The following is a 17,647-nucleotide window of genomic DNA, read 5'->3' as shown; positions in this document are numbered from 1 at the left end:
CCAAGGACCCAAGGGCTGTGCGCGCATCCGCGGTACAATAGAACCATGATTAAATTCATCTGCTTTTCTCTGTCTTTGGCCCTGAGCGCCTCGGCCTCGGCCGGCGTTTTGCGGTCGCGGCATCCCTTGGTCAAGCTGATCGAAGCCCACACCCCCCTGCAGGAGTCGGTGGGACGCGTCATGGAAGTCGCGCCGGCCCTGACAAGATTGTCTCCCGAGGAGGCCCGAAAAGCCCTGGAGCTGATGGCTACCACCGCCAGGCTAGACCTCCTCGGTTTAAAAAACGCTCATACGGCAAGCGCCGTTCTTGGGACAAAGGCCGCCCTGGCCTTAATGGCCAACGCCGACGAGGTCCTGCCCGATCTCGCGGATGGTCCGGTTCAAGCCCTGCGGCAAGTCTCCGCTTTTCTCTCCGGAAACCAAGCCCTAATGGACGATTTCAAAAAAATGGCAGAGGCAAGAGGCTTGACCCATCCTGGAACTCAAGGTTTTGAGGACCTGGGCAAAAGCGCCCGGCTTTTATTCGAGAACATGTCCCCCCGGACATTGATCGGCCCGGAGAAGGCTCCAGCGGACGCCTCGTTCTTTTTCCAATTTCAGCGGCTATTGCTGTCCGCCTACCAGGGCTCTTTGGCTTCCCAGCCTCATGGACGGCCGGTAGACCCGGTGCTGGTGGATTTCAGCCCCGTTTACGTCCATCCTGGCGACCAAGAGGGAGTCAACGCCATGCCGTATTTATGGCTCAACGGGATACGCGCGCTAGCCGCTCCCGGCACCAGCCTTAGAGTGCGCCATCAGGAAAGCTTCCATGGGGGAGAGTCCGTCAAGGGCTATTATTCTCCCAAGCTCCTGACCCAAGCGGGAGGCAATGGCGGCGAGGTATTCTTCACTCTCTTCACAGAGCCGGTCCTCCACGCCATCAACGTCATAATGGGGATCCCGCTCGGAACCGAAAATCAGACCCCGGAGCCTTATCCCCGGCTTCCATAATGACCCGCCGCTTCCCGGGCTGGGAGATCAGCGGTTACAATGCCTCTAAAATAATATTTTTTGCGGCACGAGGACTCTTCGCAAGCACTAGGAAGATAAACACCATTGATTTGCCTCAATTTCTAGGCCCGAAGATCACGGCAGTCCGGGTCACTTCCCACCCGGAGGGGAGCGACTTTCAATCTGTGCTCATAAACGCTTTCCTGCTAAGCTATTAAGCGGGCGCAAGGCTCAAGACGGTCAATACGTCATCTTCTTTTGCAGAAGCCTCTTATCGAGAGGAACGGTGGCGAGAACTTGGGCGATCTTGGGACCGGCGTCTCCGATGCCGTAAGGGTTGCCGCCGCCGCGGCAGAGGCGGCGGAAGGTCTCATCAAAAAGGGCCTTGCGGCAAGCCTCGTAAATCTTTTCCTCGTCGTAGCCCACGTCCAGGACGTTGCCGCCGCGCAGGCGCCCATTCTGCCGGGAGCCCACGTTGACGAAGGGGCAGCCCAAGGCCGGGGTCTCCTTGATGCCCGAGGAGGAGTTCCCGACGCACACGGCCCGGGGCAAGGCTAGGGCCCCGTGGTAGTTGTAGCGCCCAAGGCTCGCATGCACCTGGAGGTTGGGGACATTACGGCGCCGGAGCTTTTCCAGTTCCGCGATGATGCGGCGCCCCCCGGCGTCGTTATTCGGGTAGGTCAGCAGGATCTGGACCCCCTCGCGAGCCAGGCGCTCCATCGCCTTTAAGGCCGGCCGGACCTGAGCGCCGGCCTCGTCATACTCTGTGGTCACGGAATGCTGGGTGAATACCACCAAGGGCTTGCCAACGTCCACTCCAAAACGCTGTAAAAGCTCTTCGGGGCTGGCCAAAAGGCCAGCCCTGACAAGATCTACTGCCGGAAACCCCACATTGTGCACCCGCCAGGGCTCCTCACCCAACTTGCGCACGCGCTCGGCCGCCTCCTCGTTGGTGGTGAAATGAAGATGGGCGAGCTTGGTCATGGCGTGGCGCACCGAGTCGTCCAAGGCCCCGCCCTCGGTGATGTCGCCCCCCTCCACGTGCGCCGTGGGAATATTCATCTGGGTGCCGGTGATCACGGCCGAGAAGCCCTCGAAGCGGTCGGCGTAGACGACAAGAATGTCCGGCTTAAGCCTGGCGAGAACCCGGCTGAGGCTCAATATTCCCGAGCCGATGGCCTGGGCCGTGCCGAAAAGGCTGTCGTCGCCCATGGCGATCTTGACCTCGGCGTGGACATCGAAGCCGTCCTTGGCGATCTCGGCCTTGGTCCTGCCGAAGGCCTGCTGAAGATGGGCGCCCGATACTAGAAGTTTATAGGCGAGCCTTTTGTCCGCCGCGATCGCCCTTAAAATAGGGTACTGCAGGCCGTACTCGGCCCGATTGCCGGTGTAGACCGCGATCACCCGCCGCTTCATTTGGGGCCTGCCGGCTTGGGTCCGAAGTTATCCACGCAAATTTCCCGGAGAAGTTTGGTGGATAACTCGGGGGGCCGCCAGCCCGTGAGCTGGAAGAGCAAGGAATTATCCAGCACCAACGTGGGGCCCTTGCCTTGAGAGGGCAAGAGCCTTTCCGGTAGCCCAAAAGCTCTGCGCGCGAGCTCCACCGCCTGGCCCACGGAAAAACCGCGGCCGGTGGACAGGTTCACGGCGAGCATCTCCCCCGGGCGGGCGACGGCGGCCAGGCGGCGCAGGCCCTCGGCCGCGTCGCCCACGTGAAGGAAATCCCGCACCGGGCTTAAGTCGCGCACCCGGGGCTCCTTGCCCGCGCGCAGTTGGGCGAAAACCGCGCCGAACATGGTGTCGGGACGCATGTCCTCGGCGTAGACGTTGGAAAGCCGCGCCGCCACCCCGGCCAGGCCCCAGCGCCGGCAGGCGCCAAGTAGCAGCGCTTCAGCCGCAAGTTTTGTCGCGGCATAATAGCCGCCGGGCCTGGGCAAGTCACTCTCCAGGGCTGGGCGGAGCAGGGCCTCTCCGTAGACCAGTCCGCTTGAGGGGAATACTATCGTGGAAACCCCGCGCCGCACCGCGTGCTCGAGGGTTCTCTGGAATAGCGCGACGTTGGCCTCGTAGGCGGCCGCCGGATTCTCCTCGCAGGCCGAAGCCGAGGTCAGCCCCGCCATGTGGAAAAGCGCGCGGGCCTTGCCCCCGCCGGCGGGAAGATTCCGGGCGTCCAGACGCTCCGCGTTTACGAGGATAGAGGCGAGCCTGCGGCCGATAAGGCCCCCGGCTCCGGTGACTAGGGCGCTACCAGCCGCGGATGTCATGGGGCGTGAGCTGGCGCTCCGGGGCGATGTCGCGCGCCGCCTTTTTGCCCAGCACCCGCTTGAAGTCCTCGGCCAGGATCTTGCCCGTGCCGGGGCGCTTGACCCAGACATTGTCGCGGGAGAAGGCCTCCCCGGCCCTGACCGGGGCGATGGTGACGACCGATGCGTAGGCAAATTCTATGACAGGCCGTTCCTCGGGGAGTATGTTCTTATTTCCGCCCAAGGCTTTATGCACGGCGCGAGCGCCCTTGACCAGTTCGGCCAACTCCTGGGGCTCTATCGAGATGGGAACGTCAGGCCCCGGCCACTTGCGGGTGATGGTGAAGTGCTTCTCGAAGGCGACCGCGCCCAAAGCCGCCGCGCCCAAGCAAGTATAAATTCCGATGGAGTGGTCCGAAAGCCCCACCGGAAGATCGAATTGTCTTTGCAGGTCCGCGATGGCACCCAGGCGCACCTTCTCGTAGGGCGTGGGATACATGGAGGTGCAGTGCATGAGCATGAGGGGCACCCCCGCGCGCCTGAACACCGCCGCGGAGCGGCGGATGGATGGGACATCGTTCATCCCCGTAGAGAGGATGGTGGGCTTGCCCATCTTGGCGATATGCTCGAGGAGCGGAATGTTGTTGCATTCCCCTGACCCGATCTTAAAAGAGCTCACCCCCATCACGTTCAACCTATCCGCGGCCTCGCGCGAGAAGGGCGTGCACATGTAGAGGATGCCCTTTTTCTCGCAATGCCTCTTGACCTTGCGCTCCTCCTCTTCGTTGAGCTCGCAGCGTTTGATGATGTCCCAAAGCTTTTCCTTGGAGATCTTCCCCGGCCTCATGTCGGTCGGGATCATCTCGGCCTCGGTGATATGGCACTGGAACTTGATGCAGTCGGCCTTGGCCTCGGCGGCGGCGTCCACGAGCTGGAGAGCCTTCTTGAAGCTGCCCTCGTGGTTGATCCCGGCCTCCGCGATGATAAAGGGCGGGTAAGCGGGGCCTATCTTGCGGCCCGCGATGCTGAACTCTTTCATGGTCTTAGCCATCCTTGAACGCGGTCTTGGCGAGAAACTCCGCGAACTCGAAGTCTATCGGGTCGTCTATGTCCACCGAGCGCTCCCGGGGCATGACATGCACCTTCATGCGGTCACCGTAAATCGAGCCTTGCTCCATCATGACGTCGCGGCGCGTGGCGTAGATGCCGCCGTTGGGCATGTACATCTTGGGAAGCTTCTGGGAAACCCCGAGCTCGCCCTTGATCTCCTTGCCGAGGAAAGGCTTGGCCAGGCCTTCCCCGTCTATATAGAACATCCACTCCGGCCGCTCGTGCACCGGAAAAACGCTCACGCAGGAGGTCGCCCCCTCCTCCACGGCCGCCACACAGGCATTCACGTCCTCGGGGCGAACGAAGGGAGTCGTGGGCTGCATGGTGATGACGATGTCCACGCGCTTTGCCGTGTTCTCCTCGACCCATTTCACGGCGTGCCGGGTCACGAGCTCGGAGGGCACGTCCTCGGAGATGTCGGCCGGGCGCACGAAGGGGACGTAGGCCCCGGCTTCCTTGGAGATCCGGATGATCTCGGGATGGTCGCTTGACACCAGGCAGGTCGTCACTTTCTTGGCGGCCAAGACGGCCTTGATCATGTAAGCAACCAAGGGCTTACCATTGAGCAGCTTGGCATTTTTCAGGGGAATGCGCTTGGAGCCCCCTCGGGCATGGATCACGGCCAGGACGTTCGGCCTTACCACTTGTAGACCTTGGGCCCGGAGGGCGTGTACTCCCTCAAGGCCTCGAGGTTCGAGAATACTTTTTGGAAAGCCTTGGCCGCGTCCTCCATGTCCTTGGGGGTGTTGGGGGCGTTGACATGGTAGAACCAGATGAATTTCTCGTAGATGAGGGAGGCTGCGACGGGGTAATCTTCCCGGCGGTAGACCCGGGCCCGGCCATGCTCGAAGGGCTCCCAAGGCCAGCCCTGGGAGCCGAAGGCGATCTTTTTCGTGAAAATCGGATTCTCGGGCATGAGCCGGGGGTACCCCGTGCCCGTGGGAATCCCCTCGGCGCGCAAGGCCGCCAGCACCGCGTCGCGGCTCGCCCCGGCGGACTCGGCGTCGTAGAGCATGGGCAGGACATGGCAGACGTTGCCGTCCGAGGCAAACCCCTCGCAAACCCGCAGATAGGGGAGCTTGGCGAGCCTCTGTGCCAGGTAGCGGGCGTTGACGTTGCGCTGCTGGTTGTTGGCCTTGAGCTTTTTGACCTGGGCCAAGGCCACGGCGGCTGTCAGCTCGGTCATGCGGAAATTGAAGCCCACCAAATTGCAGAGCTCCTCGGGGCCGGCCTCGGGCCCGGGGATGGACTCCCCGTGGTTGCGGATGAGGCGGCAGCGCCGGGCGAGATCCGGATCGCTTGTGATGATAACTCCGCCTTCGCCAGAAACGATATTTTTCGTGTCCTGTAGACTGAACACTCCTATGGGAGAGAGCGTTCCTACTGGCTTTCCGTGGTAAAGAGTGCCCGGCGATTGAGAACAATCTTCGATCACCATAAGCCCGCGCTCTCGCGCAATCCCGAGGATGGCGTCCATATTCGCCGCGCGGCCCAACAAATGCACCACCAAAATGGCCTTGGTATGAGGCGTGATCTTGCGGCGGACATCCTCCGGGTCCATGCAGAAAGTCTCGGGGTCCACGTCCGCGAAAACCGGGATGGAGTTAAAAGCCAAAATGCTGACGGCCGTCGCGTTGAAGGAGAGGCAGGTCGTGATCACCTCGTCGCCGGGGCCGAGGCGGCAGGCCCCCAAGGCCGTCATGAGACCCGAGGTCGCCGAGTTGACGGCGACGGCGTACTTCGCCCCGAAGCGCGCGGCGAACTCCGCCTCGAGGGCCCGCACCTTGCGCCCTCCGATGAACATGAAGTGCTGGGGATTGTACCTCGCGGCCGCAGCACTCGGTATGGCGAGCTGCTTGTCGATGTCAGCCGAGGGGCTGCCCATGAAGCGCGAGAGGGCCTTGTCCTGCAGGACCTCGAGGACGTTTTTGCGCTCGGAGGCGTCGAACACGGCGGGACCGGAAAAGGGCTTCTTGCGGACGGGCGTTCCCCCGAATAGGGCGAGCTTTGCCCGAGCCGTGGGAGCGCGCAACATGCAGCTATTTTATCTTTTTGACTCGGGGCCTGCAATTAACAGCCCCGGCCTATCGCGCGACAGCGAAAGTTCGCGTTGGAGCGCTTCGGCGCGTTCCTGGCGAATAATCCGCGGTACTTGCAGGGCCGCGCCGCGATCATCGTCCCGCGAGTCAACCCGGACGGCTTGCACATGAAGAGGAGGATGAACGCGGCGGGGGTGGATATCAACCGGAATTTCCCGGCCAAGAACTGGGAAAGGAAGCCGCCGGGAGGCCGGGAATGGGGAGGCTCGAAGCCGCAATCGGAACCTGAAACGCGGATGGTGATCCGGCTGCTTCGGGACTATCGGCCCGCCCGCATCGTTTCAATCCACTCTCCCTATCGCAGCGTGAACTATGACCCCCCGAAAGCCAAAGTCCTGGCCGCGGCCATGGCCCGCGCCAACGGCTATAGGCTCGAGCCGAACATCGGGTACGCCACCCCGGGCTCGTTCGGAACCTACGCGGGCATCGAGGGAGGCATCCCGACGGTCACCTTGGAGCTGCCCCGGTCATTCGACAAAGACCTCATTTGGGGGGAAAATCGGGACGCCCTTCTGGCAGCACTCGTGTTTCGCTAGGGCCTGCGGGCCAGGATTACCAGCCGGTCAGCTTTCCCAGGCTCGGTCCAAGGAAGCACCCCAGCCCGCAAGCGGGAAAGAAGGCCTGATATGGGCGCGAGCCCCCGCAGGTGCACGATTCCAAAGCCAGAAGCCTCCAGACAATGCCTGAGAGAGGCCGCCGTGGGAATGCCTTGGACATGGTCTCCGAAGCGGCGGAATAGGGAGAGCTGGCCGTCCGCGTAGACCGGGGACTCGGCGTGATGGGCCTTAAGTAAGAGATATCCAGAGGGCTCTAGTAGGGCCTGCGCCATGCGCAGGGCCCGGCGAAGGTCGTGAAAATAATAGATCGACTCAAGTATGGATATAAGAGTGAAGCGCCGTTGGGCCAGCGCCTCCGGAATCTGCTCCGGAAAAAACCCAGGATGAGTTCTCGTACCACGCTGGCCGGCCGACAGCCGGGCCGAGGCCTGGGGCTCCAAGCCATGGGCCTCGAAGCCGAGGGCGTCCAAGGCCGCGCAAAAGCCTCCGGTGGCCGAGCCCACGTCCAGGGCGAGGCCCCGGCGAGAGATATGACGGACTATAAGCCGGCACAGGGGATCCGAGGCCGAAACCGGGGGGTCCAAGGGCCGCGGGCGCCGGTCCAGAGACTGAAGGGCCTCAGCGCAGCCCTCAAACCCCAGGCGCGGCCTGGGGAATATGGTGCCGCAAACGCCGCAGCGCCAAAGATCGCGGGGATTGTCCTTGCGGAAAATCCCCGCGGAACCAGGCCCGCAAAAGGGGCAGGCGTCGGCGTCGAAAGAGGCCACCGGGAATTAAACCGCGTAAGTCCGCGGATCGTACTCGGAGCCGTGCCCGCCGACGTAGGCGATGGTCCGGCGCAGGCCTTCCTCAAGACTAACCTTAGGCCTCCAGCCGAGCAGGCGCCTGGCCTTGCGGTTGTCGCAGATAAGCCGCCCCACCTCGCTCTTGGCCGGGCGGACGCGTTTCTGATCCTGGGACAGTCGCGCCGAGCTTCGGGAAAGCTTCAAGATGAGCCTCGCGGCCTCGCCTATGGAAACCCCCTGGCCGGAACCGATATTGATGGTCTCGCCCACCGAGCGCGGGCTCGCCGCCGCCGCCAGGAATCCCGCCACCGTATCCTCCACGAAATTGAAGTCTCGCACCGGGGAGAGGCTCCCGAGCTCGACGCGGGATTTCCCGGAGAGAGCCTGGCAAATGGCCGCGGGCAGGACCGCGCGCGCCGACTGCCGCGGGCCGTAGGTGTTGAAGGGGCGCACGATCGCCACCGGAAGCCCGAAGGAGCGGTGGAAGCTCTCGGCGAGTTGGTCGGCCCCGATCTTGGAGGCCGAGTACGGGGATTGCCCCTGCAGGGGGTGCTTCTCGTCCATGGGCGCGTAAAGCGCGGTGCCGTACACCTCGGAGGTGGAAGTCTGCACGAGCTTTTTGACGCCCGAGCGCAGGCAGGCCTCTAAAACGTTCAACGTCCCCTCGACGTTGACCGAGACGAAGCTGCGGGGGGCCTCGTAGGAGTAGGGAATGGCGATGAGGGCGGCCAGGTGGAAGACGACCTCGCGGCCTTTGACCAGTTTGTCCACGAAAGCGCAGTCCGTGACGTCGCCGGCCCAAACATCGAGCTTCCTGGAAAGCTCCGGAGGGACGCGGTCCAAGAAGCCCCGCGTGCCCCTCGAGTTGTAGCGCACCAAGGCCCGGACCTCGGCCCCTTCCTTTAAAAGGGCCTCGGTCAAATGACTTCCGATAAAGCCCCCCGCGCCCGTCACCGCGACTGTGACCCCTTTCCAAGCCATATTGGTTTTCATTTTACCAAGAAACGATGCGGGCCTGTCGGGGCGCCTTGGCGTACTCGCGGACCCCGCCCGAGGCGATGAAGCGCTCGATCTCGACCACGATCTCTTCGGTGAACTGTTTTTTCAAATAAAGACGCCCCTGACTTTTGTCTTGCCTTACGGCCGGGGGCGAGCCCCCGGCCAGACAACGCTCGATCACGCGGCCCATGAGCCCGGTCCCCAGGACCACGTTCTTGCAGCCGATGGTGTGGGTGTCGTCCTCGGCCTTGAAAACCGGCCGCCCCTGCAGGATGATGTCTCCCGAGTCTATCCCGGCGTCGATGTAGTGCACGGTCATGCCCACGTACTCGAGCTCCCGGTTGTAGAAGGGCCAGACATTGGTCCCGGTGCCTCGGTAGTAAGGCGAGAGCCCCGCGTGGAGGTTCACGAGCCGGCCCGGAAAGGCGCGGATCAAGTCCTCGCGGATGATTCCAGTGCCGTGGACCGCGATGAAGCGAGGATTTAAGCCCTTAATGAACTCAACCGTCTCGGCTTGATTAAGACCACCCCGCGGGATTTGCCGCGCCAGGCGCTCCAAGAGCAGCGCCTGATTTTGGCGCTCGGATTCTTCGAAAAAACGCGCCTCGGCCTCCTCGAAGCGCTGGAAATGCCGGGAAAGGCCCTCCGCCCCTCCCGGGCTCGGCGCCGCGGACGCCTCGGACAGCCACCGGGAGTTGGGAAAGGCCCTCGACAACTCCGCCGCGAAATAGCGGTGGCGCGGCCGGTCCGCGGTGAGAACCAGGAGGTCGAGCCTGCTCATAGGGCCGCGAGCCTCTCCAAGGCGCGCTCAGCACTTCGTCCGTCATCAAGGAAAGTCCCGTACTCCGATATGAAGCCCCGGTCGGGCCGGGGCCCGAAGTCCCGTTCCTTTAAGGTTTTCCGGACCAGAGCCAGGAAATCCTCAAGCTCGCGAGCGTAGAGCACGCGCTTGCCGAAATGCGCGCGGGCGCTCTCCTGCCACTGCCAGTTGAGCCCGCAGTCCGTGATCAAGATGGGGCGGTCCGTGGTCAGAGCCTCGAGAAAGGCGGTGCTCGGCCAGTCCATGATGAAGGCGTCGGCGGCCTGGAGTAATTTCCCAAATCCGGTGGTATGGAGGAAGACATTGGGATATTTCCGCGAGGCCAGATATTCAGGCAAGGGGTTCTGCGCCCAGAACTCCCCCAGCTTGGGGATTACGACAAGATCCGCCCCTGGAAACTCGGCGAAAAGATCCACAACGCGGCGCTCGAGCTTGACCGCGGCGCAGTCGGTGCGATATGTGGGCGGGACCTTGATCCCCATGCCGAATTGGCCCAGGGGATAGGCCACGAGGGGCCGGTCGGGGGAAAACCCCAGGGACTCCTTCACGCGCTTACGGTCCGCCTTTCGCGCCCGCTCGGTCAAGCGGTCGAGGGCGGCCGAGCCCACGCAGGCGGTTTTGGCCCGGTCCCCGTATTTTTCCCGGCAGAAAGCCTCCTGGCCGCGGCCGAAGACCAGGAAGAGGTCGGAAAAGTACACGTCGTTATAGTACCAGAAGTTCGGGCTCCTCGGCCCCATGGTCCGAAGGCCGATTTCCCCGTGCTGGTAAACGACGAAGGGGACTCGCGCGCGCCGCGCGGCCAGAGCTATGATCTTCTCGCGGAAAAGCCCCATGGCCGAGGCTAGAACGGCCTTGGGGCGCATAAGGGCGAGCATCCGGAAGGCGAGCCCGTCGAGCCCCATCATTTCCGGGACGAGGTCCCGAAAAAAATAGCTCAACTGGCCCTCGACCAAAGGGAATACGTCAAGGCCGTCCCAAACGAAGCGCCGCTTAAATTCCGGCTCCCGGCAAAGACTGCTCCACAAAAGCGAAGCCTCGCGCGCGGCCCGGCCGCGGCCCGGCCGCAGGCGCAAAAGGGGTGCTAAGATCTGGAGCAGGCGGCTCAAGTTGAAAACCGTGAAGTCCCCCCTTGCGCGATTGCGCTCGAGCATGAGCCCCAGGCTATAGCTTTCATCGAGCACGGCCAGGCGCCGCGCGGGGGGGTAAAAAAGCGCGCGGACGGTCTCGACCAGGCATTGGAAAGCTTTAAACCAGGCCCTAGGCCTGGGACGAGCCAGAGCCGGCTCGTCCCCAACTGCAGGAAAAGCCTTGAAGGGGATATTGTCCCTCTTGAGCCTCAAGGCCAGGTAGCGGGACCACATGGACTCGCGCTTGAGTCGCAGCTCCGGGCCCGGAGCCTCCGCCGGGCTCTCCCAGAACCAAATTTCCCCGGCCTCCGGGAAGGCCGCCCGGATGCGCCGATAATAGGCGTCGCACAAGGCCGGGGCGTTGAAGACATGCCGTAAATTGTAGTAGCAGGAAAGCCCGCTTTGGAGGCCCGGGGCGAAGGCCGCCAGGCGCTCGTCAATGAAGCGGCAGAAGGATTCGGTGCGCTCGATGGAGAGCGTGTCGAGCTCGGCCAAGGCCGGAAGATCGGCGAACTCGTCCAAGTCGTGGAAGGGCTCGCCCAAACGCTCGAGCTCCCAGGAGGCCCGCGGCGCCAAGGCGATCCAAGTCAAGGCCCGGCTCGTCTTCCGGGCCAGGGAGATCCCGTCCTGGACCTGCGCGCCGGTTTCGACGAAGGCTAGTGTTTTCCCCACGCCGTCCGAGGTCAGCGCCCCGCCCTCAGGGACTCCATGGCCGGGCTGTCGGCCGGGATAGGGGGCAGGTGGTTCTCATTCACCATCTTGCGCAGGGAAAGTCGCGGAAAGCCTTGCCGCCGCACGAAGAGCCCCGTGACCCGCCAGGAGAGATATTCCCCGACCATGTGCGGGATCTGGGCGACCCCGTACTTGCGCGCCGCGTTGATGAACACGATCCAGGTGCTGATGAACCCGAGCCTCATGAAAAGCCGCGGATGGAGGATGGGAAGCATGTTGAACTTGCGCATCCGGATCAAGGCGAGAATCGAGGGATAGCGGCTCATGCTGAACTTGGAGCGGTCTGCCTGCTGGTGGAGCTTGTCGGTGGAAGCGCTCGACTCGAGCACCCGGTCGCGGGCCGGGGAGGCGAAGTAGCCGGAGTCGGGCTCCTCCTCGAACAGGGCGGACTTGGCGAGTATCCGCTTGTAGGCCTCCATGCCGAATTTCTCGATGAAGGCGAAGCGCCCGGCGCTCTGCAGATCGTAATGCCAGCGCTCCAGGAGCAGGCGCGGAAACTCGGTGAAATTGATCGCGGTCTCCCCGTCTCGGGCGTCTCGGTCGGATATCTTGAGGAGGTACTCTTCCTCGTCGTCCAGGCTCTGGCCGATGAGGCCGCGCCGGCGCCCGACCTCGTAGAGGGGAGTTCCGGGCAAAGCCTGGGCGAAGTTCACGCTCACGTTGTTAGGGTCCCAATCCGGAGTGAGGGTGGCCGAGTAGCGCAAAAAATCGCAGGTCTCGGCCACGGTCCCGGTGTCCTCGCCGGGCATGCCCACGATGAGTTGGATGATGGTGCTCACGTCTTTTTCCACCATCCACTTCATGACCCTCTTGTTCTGCTCAACCGTGGTCTTCTTCTCCATGACGTCGATCATCTTCTGGCTGCCGCTTTCCATGCCGTAGAAGATGGTGACGCAGCCCGCGGCCTTCATGAGGTCTATGTACTCGGGGGTGATGGAGTTGACGCGCATGCCGCCCACGCGCCAGAGCACGTCCCGCTTCTTGATCTCGGCGAGAAACTCCGAGAGCCAGCGCTTGTCCGAGCCGAAGTTCTCGTCGCCCATGCGGAAAAATCCCACGTTGTGCCGACGCATCATCTCGTCCATGCGCCTCATGAGGACCGGCACCGGGATGTAGCGTATGCCCTTGTCCCAGCGGTGGCAGAAGGTGCAGCGGGCCACGCACCCCTTGCAGGTGTTGATCATGGCCACGGTTTTCCCGTCGCGCTTGACCTTGATGATCTTGGGATCCTCGCGGTCGGTCACGGCGAGCTTGCCGGAATTGGCGGCGGGCACTATGAAATAGTCGAGCTGGCCGAGGTCCTCGAGGATTCCCCAGTCTATGTCGTAGAGCTCCTCGGGCTTCAGGGGCTCGGCGTAGGGAGTCACCGCGAGCTCGCCCTTGCCGTCGACAAAGGCCAGCCCTTTGACCTGTCTGTACTCCTCGCGGCTCTTGGGGGCCGTCTCCCACAGGCGCATGAAGTCCACGGCCGCCCGCTCGCCCTCGCCGGTGACGATGAAGTCTATTCCGGTCTTGCGCAGGAGTATCTCCGCGGAAGTGCCGAGGTTTCCGCCCATGATGACTGTCGTCCCCGGCAGGGCGCGCTTGACGTCCAAGGAGAGCTTCTTGGTGTATTCGTAGGCGGTCGAGACCACCGCGGAGATCGCGAAGACGTCCGGCTTGAGTGCTGCAATGTCCCGGACCGCCTGCTCATACGAGGGGCGCAGGAGGTCTATATTGTAGAAATGGGTATTCTTGTAGCCTGCGCGGTTCAAGGCGCTCAAGACCGAGAGGCTTCCCACCGGGGCGTAGTCCGTGGGCAAAGGGCGGATGGGAGTGGTGGCCACCACGATTCTAGGGCCTGAGGGATTGGGCATTATCGGTTACGCCGGAAGACATAATTAAACAATTTTTCGTAGATCTGGCTGTCAGGCATGGGGGCGCGCGGCTTCTTCTCAGCTAAGAATCCAAGCCCACGCAAAGTCTCCACTATCGCCAGATCCTTGGGCAGGGCCTCGTTGATCTCGATGAGAAGTGAGCGCAGTCTCGGATCGGCGAGAGTCTTTTGGGCCCCGGCCACGATTTTCGATTCCAGCCCGTCCACGTCCAGCTTGATGTAATTTGGGAATGGCACGGGAAAGGCTTCCAGAAATCCATCCAAAGAATAGGAAAGAATGCCTTGCCGGAAACCCGCCGACCTCGGGTTCCCATTAAAATCCACGGAAGCTCCCAGAGAATGGTTGGCAGCCGCGAAGGACAGAGCGGACAAGTGCAGGCGGTCCACCGCCGTGCGGTCGGAAAGCGCCACGTTCAAGGCCGTGATCTTATCGTCCAGCCCGTTCACGGCGATATTCCGGTTGAGCCCCGCGAAGTTCTGGGCCTCCGGCTCGAAGGCGAGCACCTCCAGGCCCTTCTTCGCAGCGTAAAGGGAATAGGTCCCGACATTGGCCCCGATGTCGAACAAGACGCCCTCCCCCTCGAAGGAATCAATCCATTCCAAGGTCTCCGGCTCCTTGGTGAAGTAGGTCTCCGCCCGAAATAGGGAGAGCTCGTTAGGGGTGTGGAGGCGCAGGGCCTGGCCGTTCACTTTCACCTCCGACTCGGTGAAGCGAAGTTTCCCCCCCGTCCTCAGCATAAACCGGCGCAGGGGCCTCAAAGATCCGAGGGCATCCAGGGCGCCCGAAACCCAACGGGCGGCAAGACCAGCGACCTCGCGCTTAAGTCCCATGTTTCCTCGACGTATTTTAGCAAATGTCCCTGGCGTAGCGCGGCCAAGAGCCAATGAGCCAAGGATTCAAAAGTCAACGACTCGACCTCACGAGGCGAAACCCAACGCCGCCGTAGCGGCCGCCCGGGACGCCGGAGTAGCGAACGGCGGAGCGCAGGCCCCCGGCATCGCTGAACCAGGAACCGCCACGAAGGACCCGGGACGAGCCTGTAGAAGGCCCCGCAGGATTGGTCACGGTCTCACCGGGATACGGACCATACCAGTCTTGCACCCATTCCCAGACATTGCCGTGCATGTCATAGAGGCCCCAGGGATTGGCTTTTTTTACGGCCGCGGCATGGGTGCGTCCTCCTGAATTATCGTTGAACCAGGCATACTGATCTAAACCGCCAGCATCCCCGAAAGAATAGGCGGAGAGACTACCCGCCCGAGCCGCGTACTCCCATTCCGCCTCGGTGGGAAGCCGATAAGCGTACCGGCTCTGCATCTGATTTAGGCGCTTGATGAATTCCTGGGTCTCGTCCCAAGAGACGCTTTCCACCGGATGATGGGGGCAAAAAAGCTCGACCCCGTTGACGACTTGGCGGCGCGCGCCGGCGCAATCCTGCACCGTTTGAAAACTGGAAGGATTGTTTCCCGTCACCAAGAGATACTGGAACTGGGTCACTTCAGTCGCCTGCATTTCAAAGGCCTTGGAAATCTCGACCGTGTGTTGGGCTTCGTCCGCACCCCGGTCTTGCTCGCCGGCGGGACTGCCCATCTGGAATTGTCCGGGCTTTATTGGGATAAATTTGGCGGCAATTCCCGCGATTTTCTTGTTGAAAGCATCCATCGGCTTCAAAGCCCTCGGCTGCGCCCTTGTGCGAGGCGTCACGTCCTTGGCGACCTGCACGTAGAGCTCATAAAAAACATCCCCGGCAGCGAACTCTCCGGCCTGGAAATAGGACCGGCGTACCTGGCAAAGCAGCTTTTGATATGCACGATCCAAGGCCTTGCAGCGGAATTTATACTCCACACCAACACCGCTGTTAGAACCGTCCGGCAGCACACCCCACCACCTCCAAGCCAGGGCCTCTTTGTCTTTAATCCTGCTCAAAGGAATGCTCTCGTTTGCCTGTTTCCCATCGGCGGACCTGTAAACCAAATAAATCGTTGGGTCATACTCAAATTGCAGTTCGGGCACCAATTCCGATTTTCCATAGGGCTCAAGCGAGGCCCGGGCCGACAGGCGGTAGACTTTCCCGGCCATCTTTCTCGGATCCGGGAGCAGTCCCCCGTTGAACAGGCGCCGAGCCCTTGACATGTCCAAACTCTTGGGATCGTCTTTCCTCTCGGCCTCAACGGGAGGCGCCGGCGCCTGGACCTGATGGCCCGCGATAAGATTAAGCTCCCCCAGGGCGCTCTCGCCCGCCCAGGCCCGGGTGCCTGCCAATAGAACCAAGCAGAGAATCTTCATATCACAAAACCCCGCCAGTACCCCCGATAAAAACAAGCGGCATCAGTATCAGACTGAGTACAATCAGGATGGCGAGCCAAATACAAATATCTGCCCCGGACACCGTCTTAGGCGACAGCAGCTTCCAGAGAATAGCCCCGAACGACATGACAGCCAAAAAACCCGCCAGCCCGAGAGAATGCTCCGCGATGAAGAGCAGGGCCGCGGAGGTCCACCCCGCCTGATGCGCGGCCCAAGCCAGGCCGCCCAAGGTCGCGAGCCAGCCCGACCCGACCAGCAATTTAGCCTTATTGACTCCAGCCGATTTAAGCTTGAGCCATTGAAGAATATTGTCGCGGAACGCGAAGCCGAGCATGACTGTCGCCAAACTTGATACCAACAAGCCCGCAGCCATGGACGATAGGACGGCCGCGCTTAAGCCCAAAGCATAGGCCATCGGATATTGACGCGCCTTGGGAGAAGCTCGGGGAATATACCTGGAAAATATCCAGGCCCCCGCAATCCCCGCAAAAATACTTTGTCCCATGAGAAGCCCCAAATCGCCGAGGCCGGGCAAAGCCGCCAAGGCGGATATTTTAATCGCGGCCTGGCTCCATATTTCAGAATGGGGCAAGGGCAAGGACGGCAAAGGCGCTAGAAAAGGCTGCAATATCCTCTGGCCGAAAACCGCCGCATAGCCGGCAGAGGCGCCAACAGCGCCCAAAAAAGCCTCGAAAGTTCTCCCGCCAAGGAACTGGTCCCAAAACGGCAGAGGGCCGACCGCGGGGGCCGGAGCAGGGGTAGGAGTAGGAGTAGGGGCAGGGGTCCGTGGGGTTTTAATCGCCGCGGAAGATTTTAAAAGCTGGCTTGCCATCTTGGCGGGATTGCGGGGTTCGAATCTATGCCGGAACCGCAATCGGCCGCGCCAACCAATTTTCGTCGCCGGCAATACAGCCCAGGCCAGGGGGTTCGGTTGCGAAGCGAGAAAAGATTGGGTTTCCTGCTCAGAACTCGCGAAATAGAGCCTAAAGGTCCCCAAGGTATTGGCCGCGAGCACGTCCGCCGGAAAAGGGGCATTGGCCAAGCGGGCGGGTAAAATCACCCCCGCGATCAAGGTCTCCCGATAGAGACCAGCCGCGTAAGCCACGGCAAAAAGCGCCTCGGGATCGGCAGCCACGGGTAAGGAGGCCTGGATATCGGGCATGGCCCGCAGGGCTTTTATCTGGGCATCGCGCGGAACCTCCAAGTCCCGCGGCTCCGTCGCCAAAGGCTCGTCCAACTCTCTGGTCGCGCCTCCAAATGGGTCGGCCAGGGAATGCCGGCGAAGCTCGGCCAGGATTTCGTCCCGAATTCCCCCGGAGTGATTAATGCTGGCCTGGGCCTCTCTGTCCAGAATATCGTTATAGGCCTTGTTAACTTCCAATAAACGATCCCTTTTCCCATCAGGGGTCACTAAAAAATCCGAGAAAAAATAACCCAATTGCCCCAATGCGGTCCTCAACCGAGAATCGTCAAGGTCCGTCCCCAAGACTCTCTCGACACTGGAATTTTCCGCGATCGCGCAAAGCTCCCGGGCCATGCGCCGCAAATGGAGTTGGCTTCGCTCCTCGGCTTGCCTGAATAAGCCCGGCTCTTGATGGAATTTAAGCGCCAGGTTCCCTTCCGTCACGCCATAATCTCTTTGCATCACGTAAAAAAGGGCGGCAAGTTTCCTGATCCTTAGAGGATTATCGCGAGGCATGGCAACCAAACTGTGCAGGATAGGCCCAAAATGCTCCTCGGAAAGCTCCTGCCTGCCCTTCAAGCCTTCAAGGAAATCATTCGCGGCGACTACCAGCTTGCGGTCAGCGTTGCGGTGTCCGTTAAGAATCAGGAGCCGCCCCACCAAAGTCATGATGGGTTCCGAAAAATGGGCTTGCCTGCTACCGCCAAAGCTAAGACCAGGGGAAAGGCCCGCGGCGACCGCCAGCATGCCCCAGAGAAGGCACTTCCTGCGCATAACAGGAGTTTAGGCCCGCATCCCAATAGAATCCTGGGCCATTG

At 61.8% G+C, this 17,647-nt stretch carries 15 protein-coding genes; 2 read left to right on the top strand and 13 right to left on the bottom strand.

Annotation, left to right across the window (positions count from 1 at the left end; genetic code table 11):
• Positions 1–45: 45 nt before the first annotated feature.
• Positions 46–990, top strand: coding sequence for a hypothetical protein (locus tag HY921_13130; GenBank protein MBI5631815.1), 945 nt, complete (start codon positions 46–48; stop codon positions 988–990).
• 240 nt (positions 991–1,230) lie between these two features.
• Here the strand turns inward: HY921_13130 and neuC are convergent, their stop codons facing one another.
• The 5 genes from neuC to HY921_13105 are packed head-to-tail and all read right to left on the bottom strand — an operon-like array spanning position 1,231 to position 6,378.
• Complete coding sequence (neuC, locus tag HY921_13125; protein ID MBI5631814.1) at positions 1,231–2,406, bottom strand: UDP-N-acetylglucosamine 2-epimerase (hydrolyzing); 1,176 nt, start codon at positions 2,404–2,406, stop codon at positions 1,231–1,233.
• A complete protein-coding gene (locus HY921_13120) occupies positions 2,403–3,254 on the bottom strand; it encodes an NAD-dependent epimerase/dehydratase family protein (GenBank protein MBI5631813.1) in 852 nt (283 codons plus the stop codon). The genes neuC and HY921_13120 overlap by 4 nt, the downstream gene beginning before the upstream one ends.
• On the bottom strand, positions 3,235–4,272 hold the full coding sequence (locus tag HY921_13115; GenBank protein MBI5631812.1) for an N-acetylneuraminate synthase family protein: 1,038 nt from the start codon (positions 4,270–4,272) through the stop codon (positions 3,235–3,237). Before HY921_13115 ends, HY921_13120 begins: the two co-directional genes overlap by 20 nt.
• 4 nt (positions 4,273–4,276) lie before the next feature.
• Positions 4,277–4,987 carry an acylneuraminate cytidylyltransferase family protein gene (locus HY921_13110; GenBank protein MBI5631811.1) on the bottom strand — a complete coding sequence of 237 codons (711 nt, stop codon included), beginning with the start codon at positions 4,985–4,987 and terminating at the stop codon, positions 4,277–4,279.
• Entirely contained in the window at positions 4,981–6,378 is a 1,398-nt protein-coding gene (locus tag HY921_13105) for a DegT/DnrJ/EryC1/StrS family aminotransferase (GenBank protein MBI5631810.1), read from the bottom strand. The genes HY921_13110 and HY921_13105 overlap by 7 nt, the downstream gene beginning before the upstream one ends.
• Positions 6,379–6,495: 117 nt before the next feature.
• Between HY921_13105 and HY921_13100 the strand changes: the two genes are divergently transcribed.
• Positions 6,496–6,978, top strand: coding sequence for a DUF2817 domain-containing protein (locus HY921_13100; protein MBI5631809.1), 483 nt, complete (start codon positions 6,496–6,498; stop codon positions 6,976–6,978).
• Here HY921_13100 and HY921_13095 read toward each other — a convergent pair.
• The 8 genes from HY921_13095 to HY921_13060 all read right to left on the bottom strand — a co-directional run bounded on the left by HY921_13095 (position 6,975) and on the right by HY921_13060 (position 17,603).
• Positions 6,975–7,766, bottom strand: coding sequence for a class I SAM-dependent methyltransferase (locus HY921_13095; GenBank protein ID MBI5631808.1), 792 nt, complete (start codon positions 7,764–7,766; stop codon positions 6,975–6,977). The two genes, HY921_13100 and HY921_13095, sit on opposite strands and share 4 nt — an antisense overlap.
• A 6-nt stretch (positions 7,767–7,772) precedes the next feature.
• On the bottom strand, positions 7,773–8,765 hold the full coding sequence (locus HY921_13090; protein MBI5631807.1) for an SDR family NAD(P)-dependent oxidoreductase: 993 nt from the start codon (positions 8,763–8,765) through the stop codon (positions 7,773–7,775).
• 13 nt (positions 8,766–8,778) lie between these two features.
• Positions 8,779–9,564, bottom strand: coding sequence for a hypothetical protein (locus HY921_13085; GenBank protein ID MBI5631806.1), 786 nt, complete (start codon positions 9,562–9,564; stop codon positions 8,779–8,781).
• The gene (locus tag HY921_13080; protein ID MBI5631805.1) at positions 9,561–11,402 is read right to left on the bottom strand and encodes a hypothetical protein; all 1,842 of its coding nucleotides are present in this window, start codon (positions 11,400–11,402) and stop codon (positions 9,561–9,563) included. Before HY921_13080 ends, HY921_13085 begins: the two co-directional genes overlap by 4 nt.
• A gap of 11 nt (positions 11,403–11,413) precedes the next feature.
• Positions 11,414–13,318: a cobalamin B12-binding domain-containing protein gene (locus tag HY921_13075; protein MBI5631804.1), complete on the bottom strand. Its 1,905-nt coding sequence runs from the start codon at positions 13,316–13,318 to the stop codon at positions 11,414–11,416.
• On the bottom strand, positions 13,318–14,169 hold the full coding sequence (locus HY921_13070; GenBank protein MBI5631803.1) for an FkbM family methyltransferase: 852 nt from the start codon (positions 14,167–14,169) through the stop codon (positions 13,318–13,320). The genes HY921_13075 and HY921_13070 overlap by 1 nt, the downstream gene beginning before the upstream one ends.
• A gap of 73 nt (positions 14,170–14,242) precedes the next feature.
• Complete coding sequence (locus HY921_13065) at positions 14,243–15,625, bottom strand: formylglycine-generating enzyme family protein (GenBank protein ID MBI5631802.1); 1,383 nt, start codon at positions 15,623–15,625, stop codon at positions 14,243–14,245.
• 1 nt (position 15,626) lies between these two features.
• Positions 15,627–17,603, bottom strand: a complete 1,977-nt coding sequence (locus HY921_13060; protein MBI5631801.1) for a hypothetical protein — start codon at positions 17,601–17,603, stop codon at positions 15,627–15,629.
• Positions 17,604–17,647: the final 44 nt, after the last annotated feature.

This window comes from Elusimicrobiota bacterium (assembly GCA_016218575.1).
GTDB lineage: Bacteria > Elusimicrobiota > Elusimicrobia > UBA1565 > UBA9628 > JACRDN01.
This window is presented reverse-complemented; position numbering and strand designations above follow the sequence as displayed.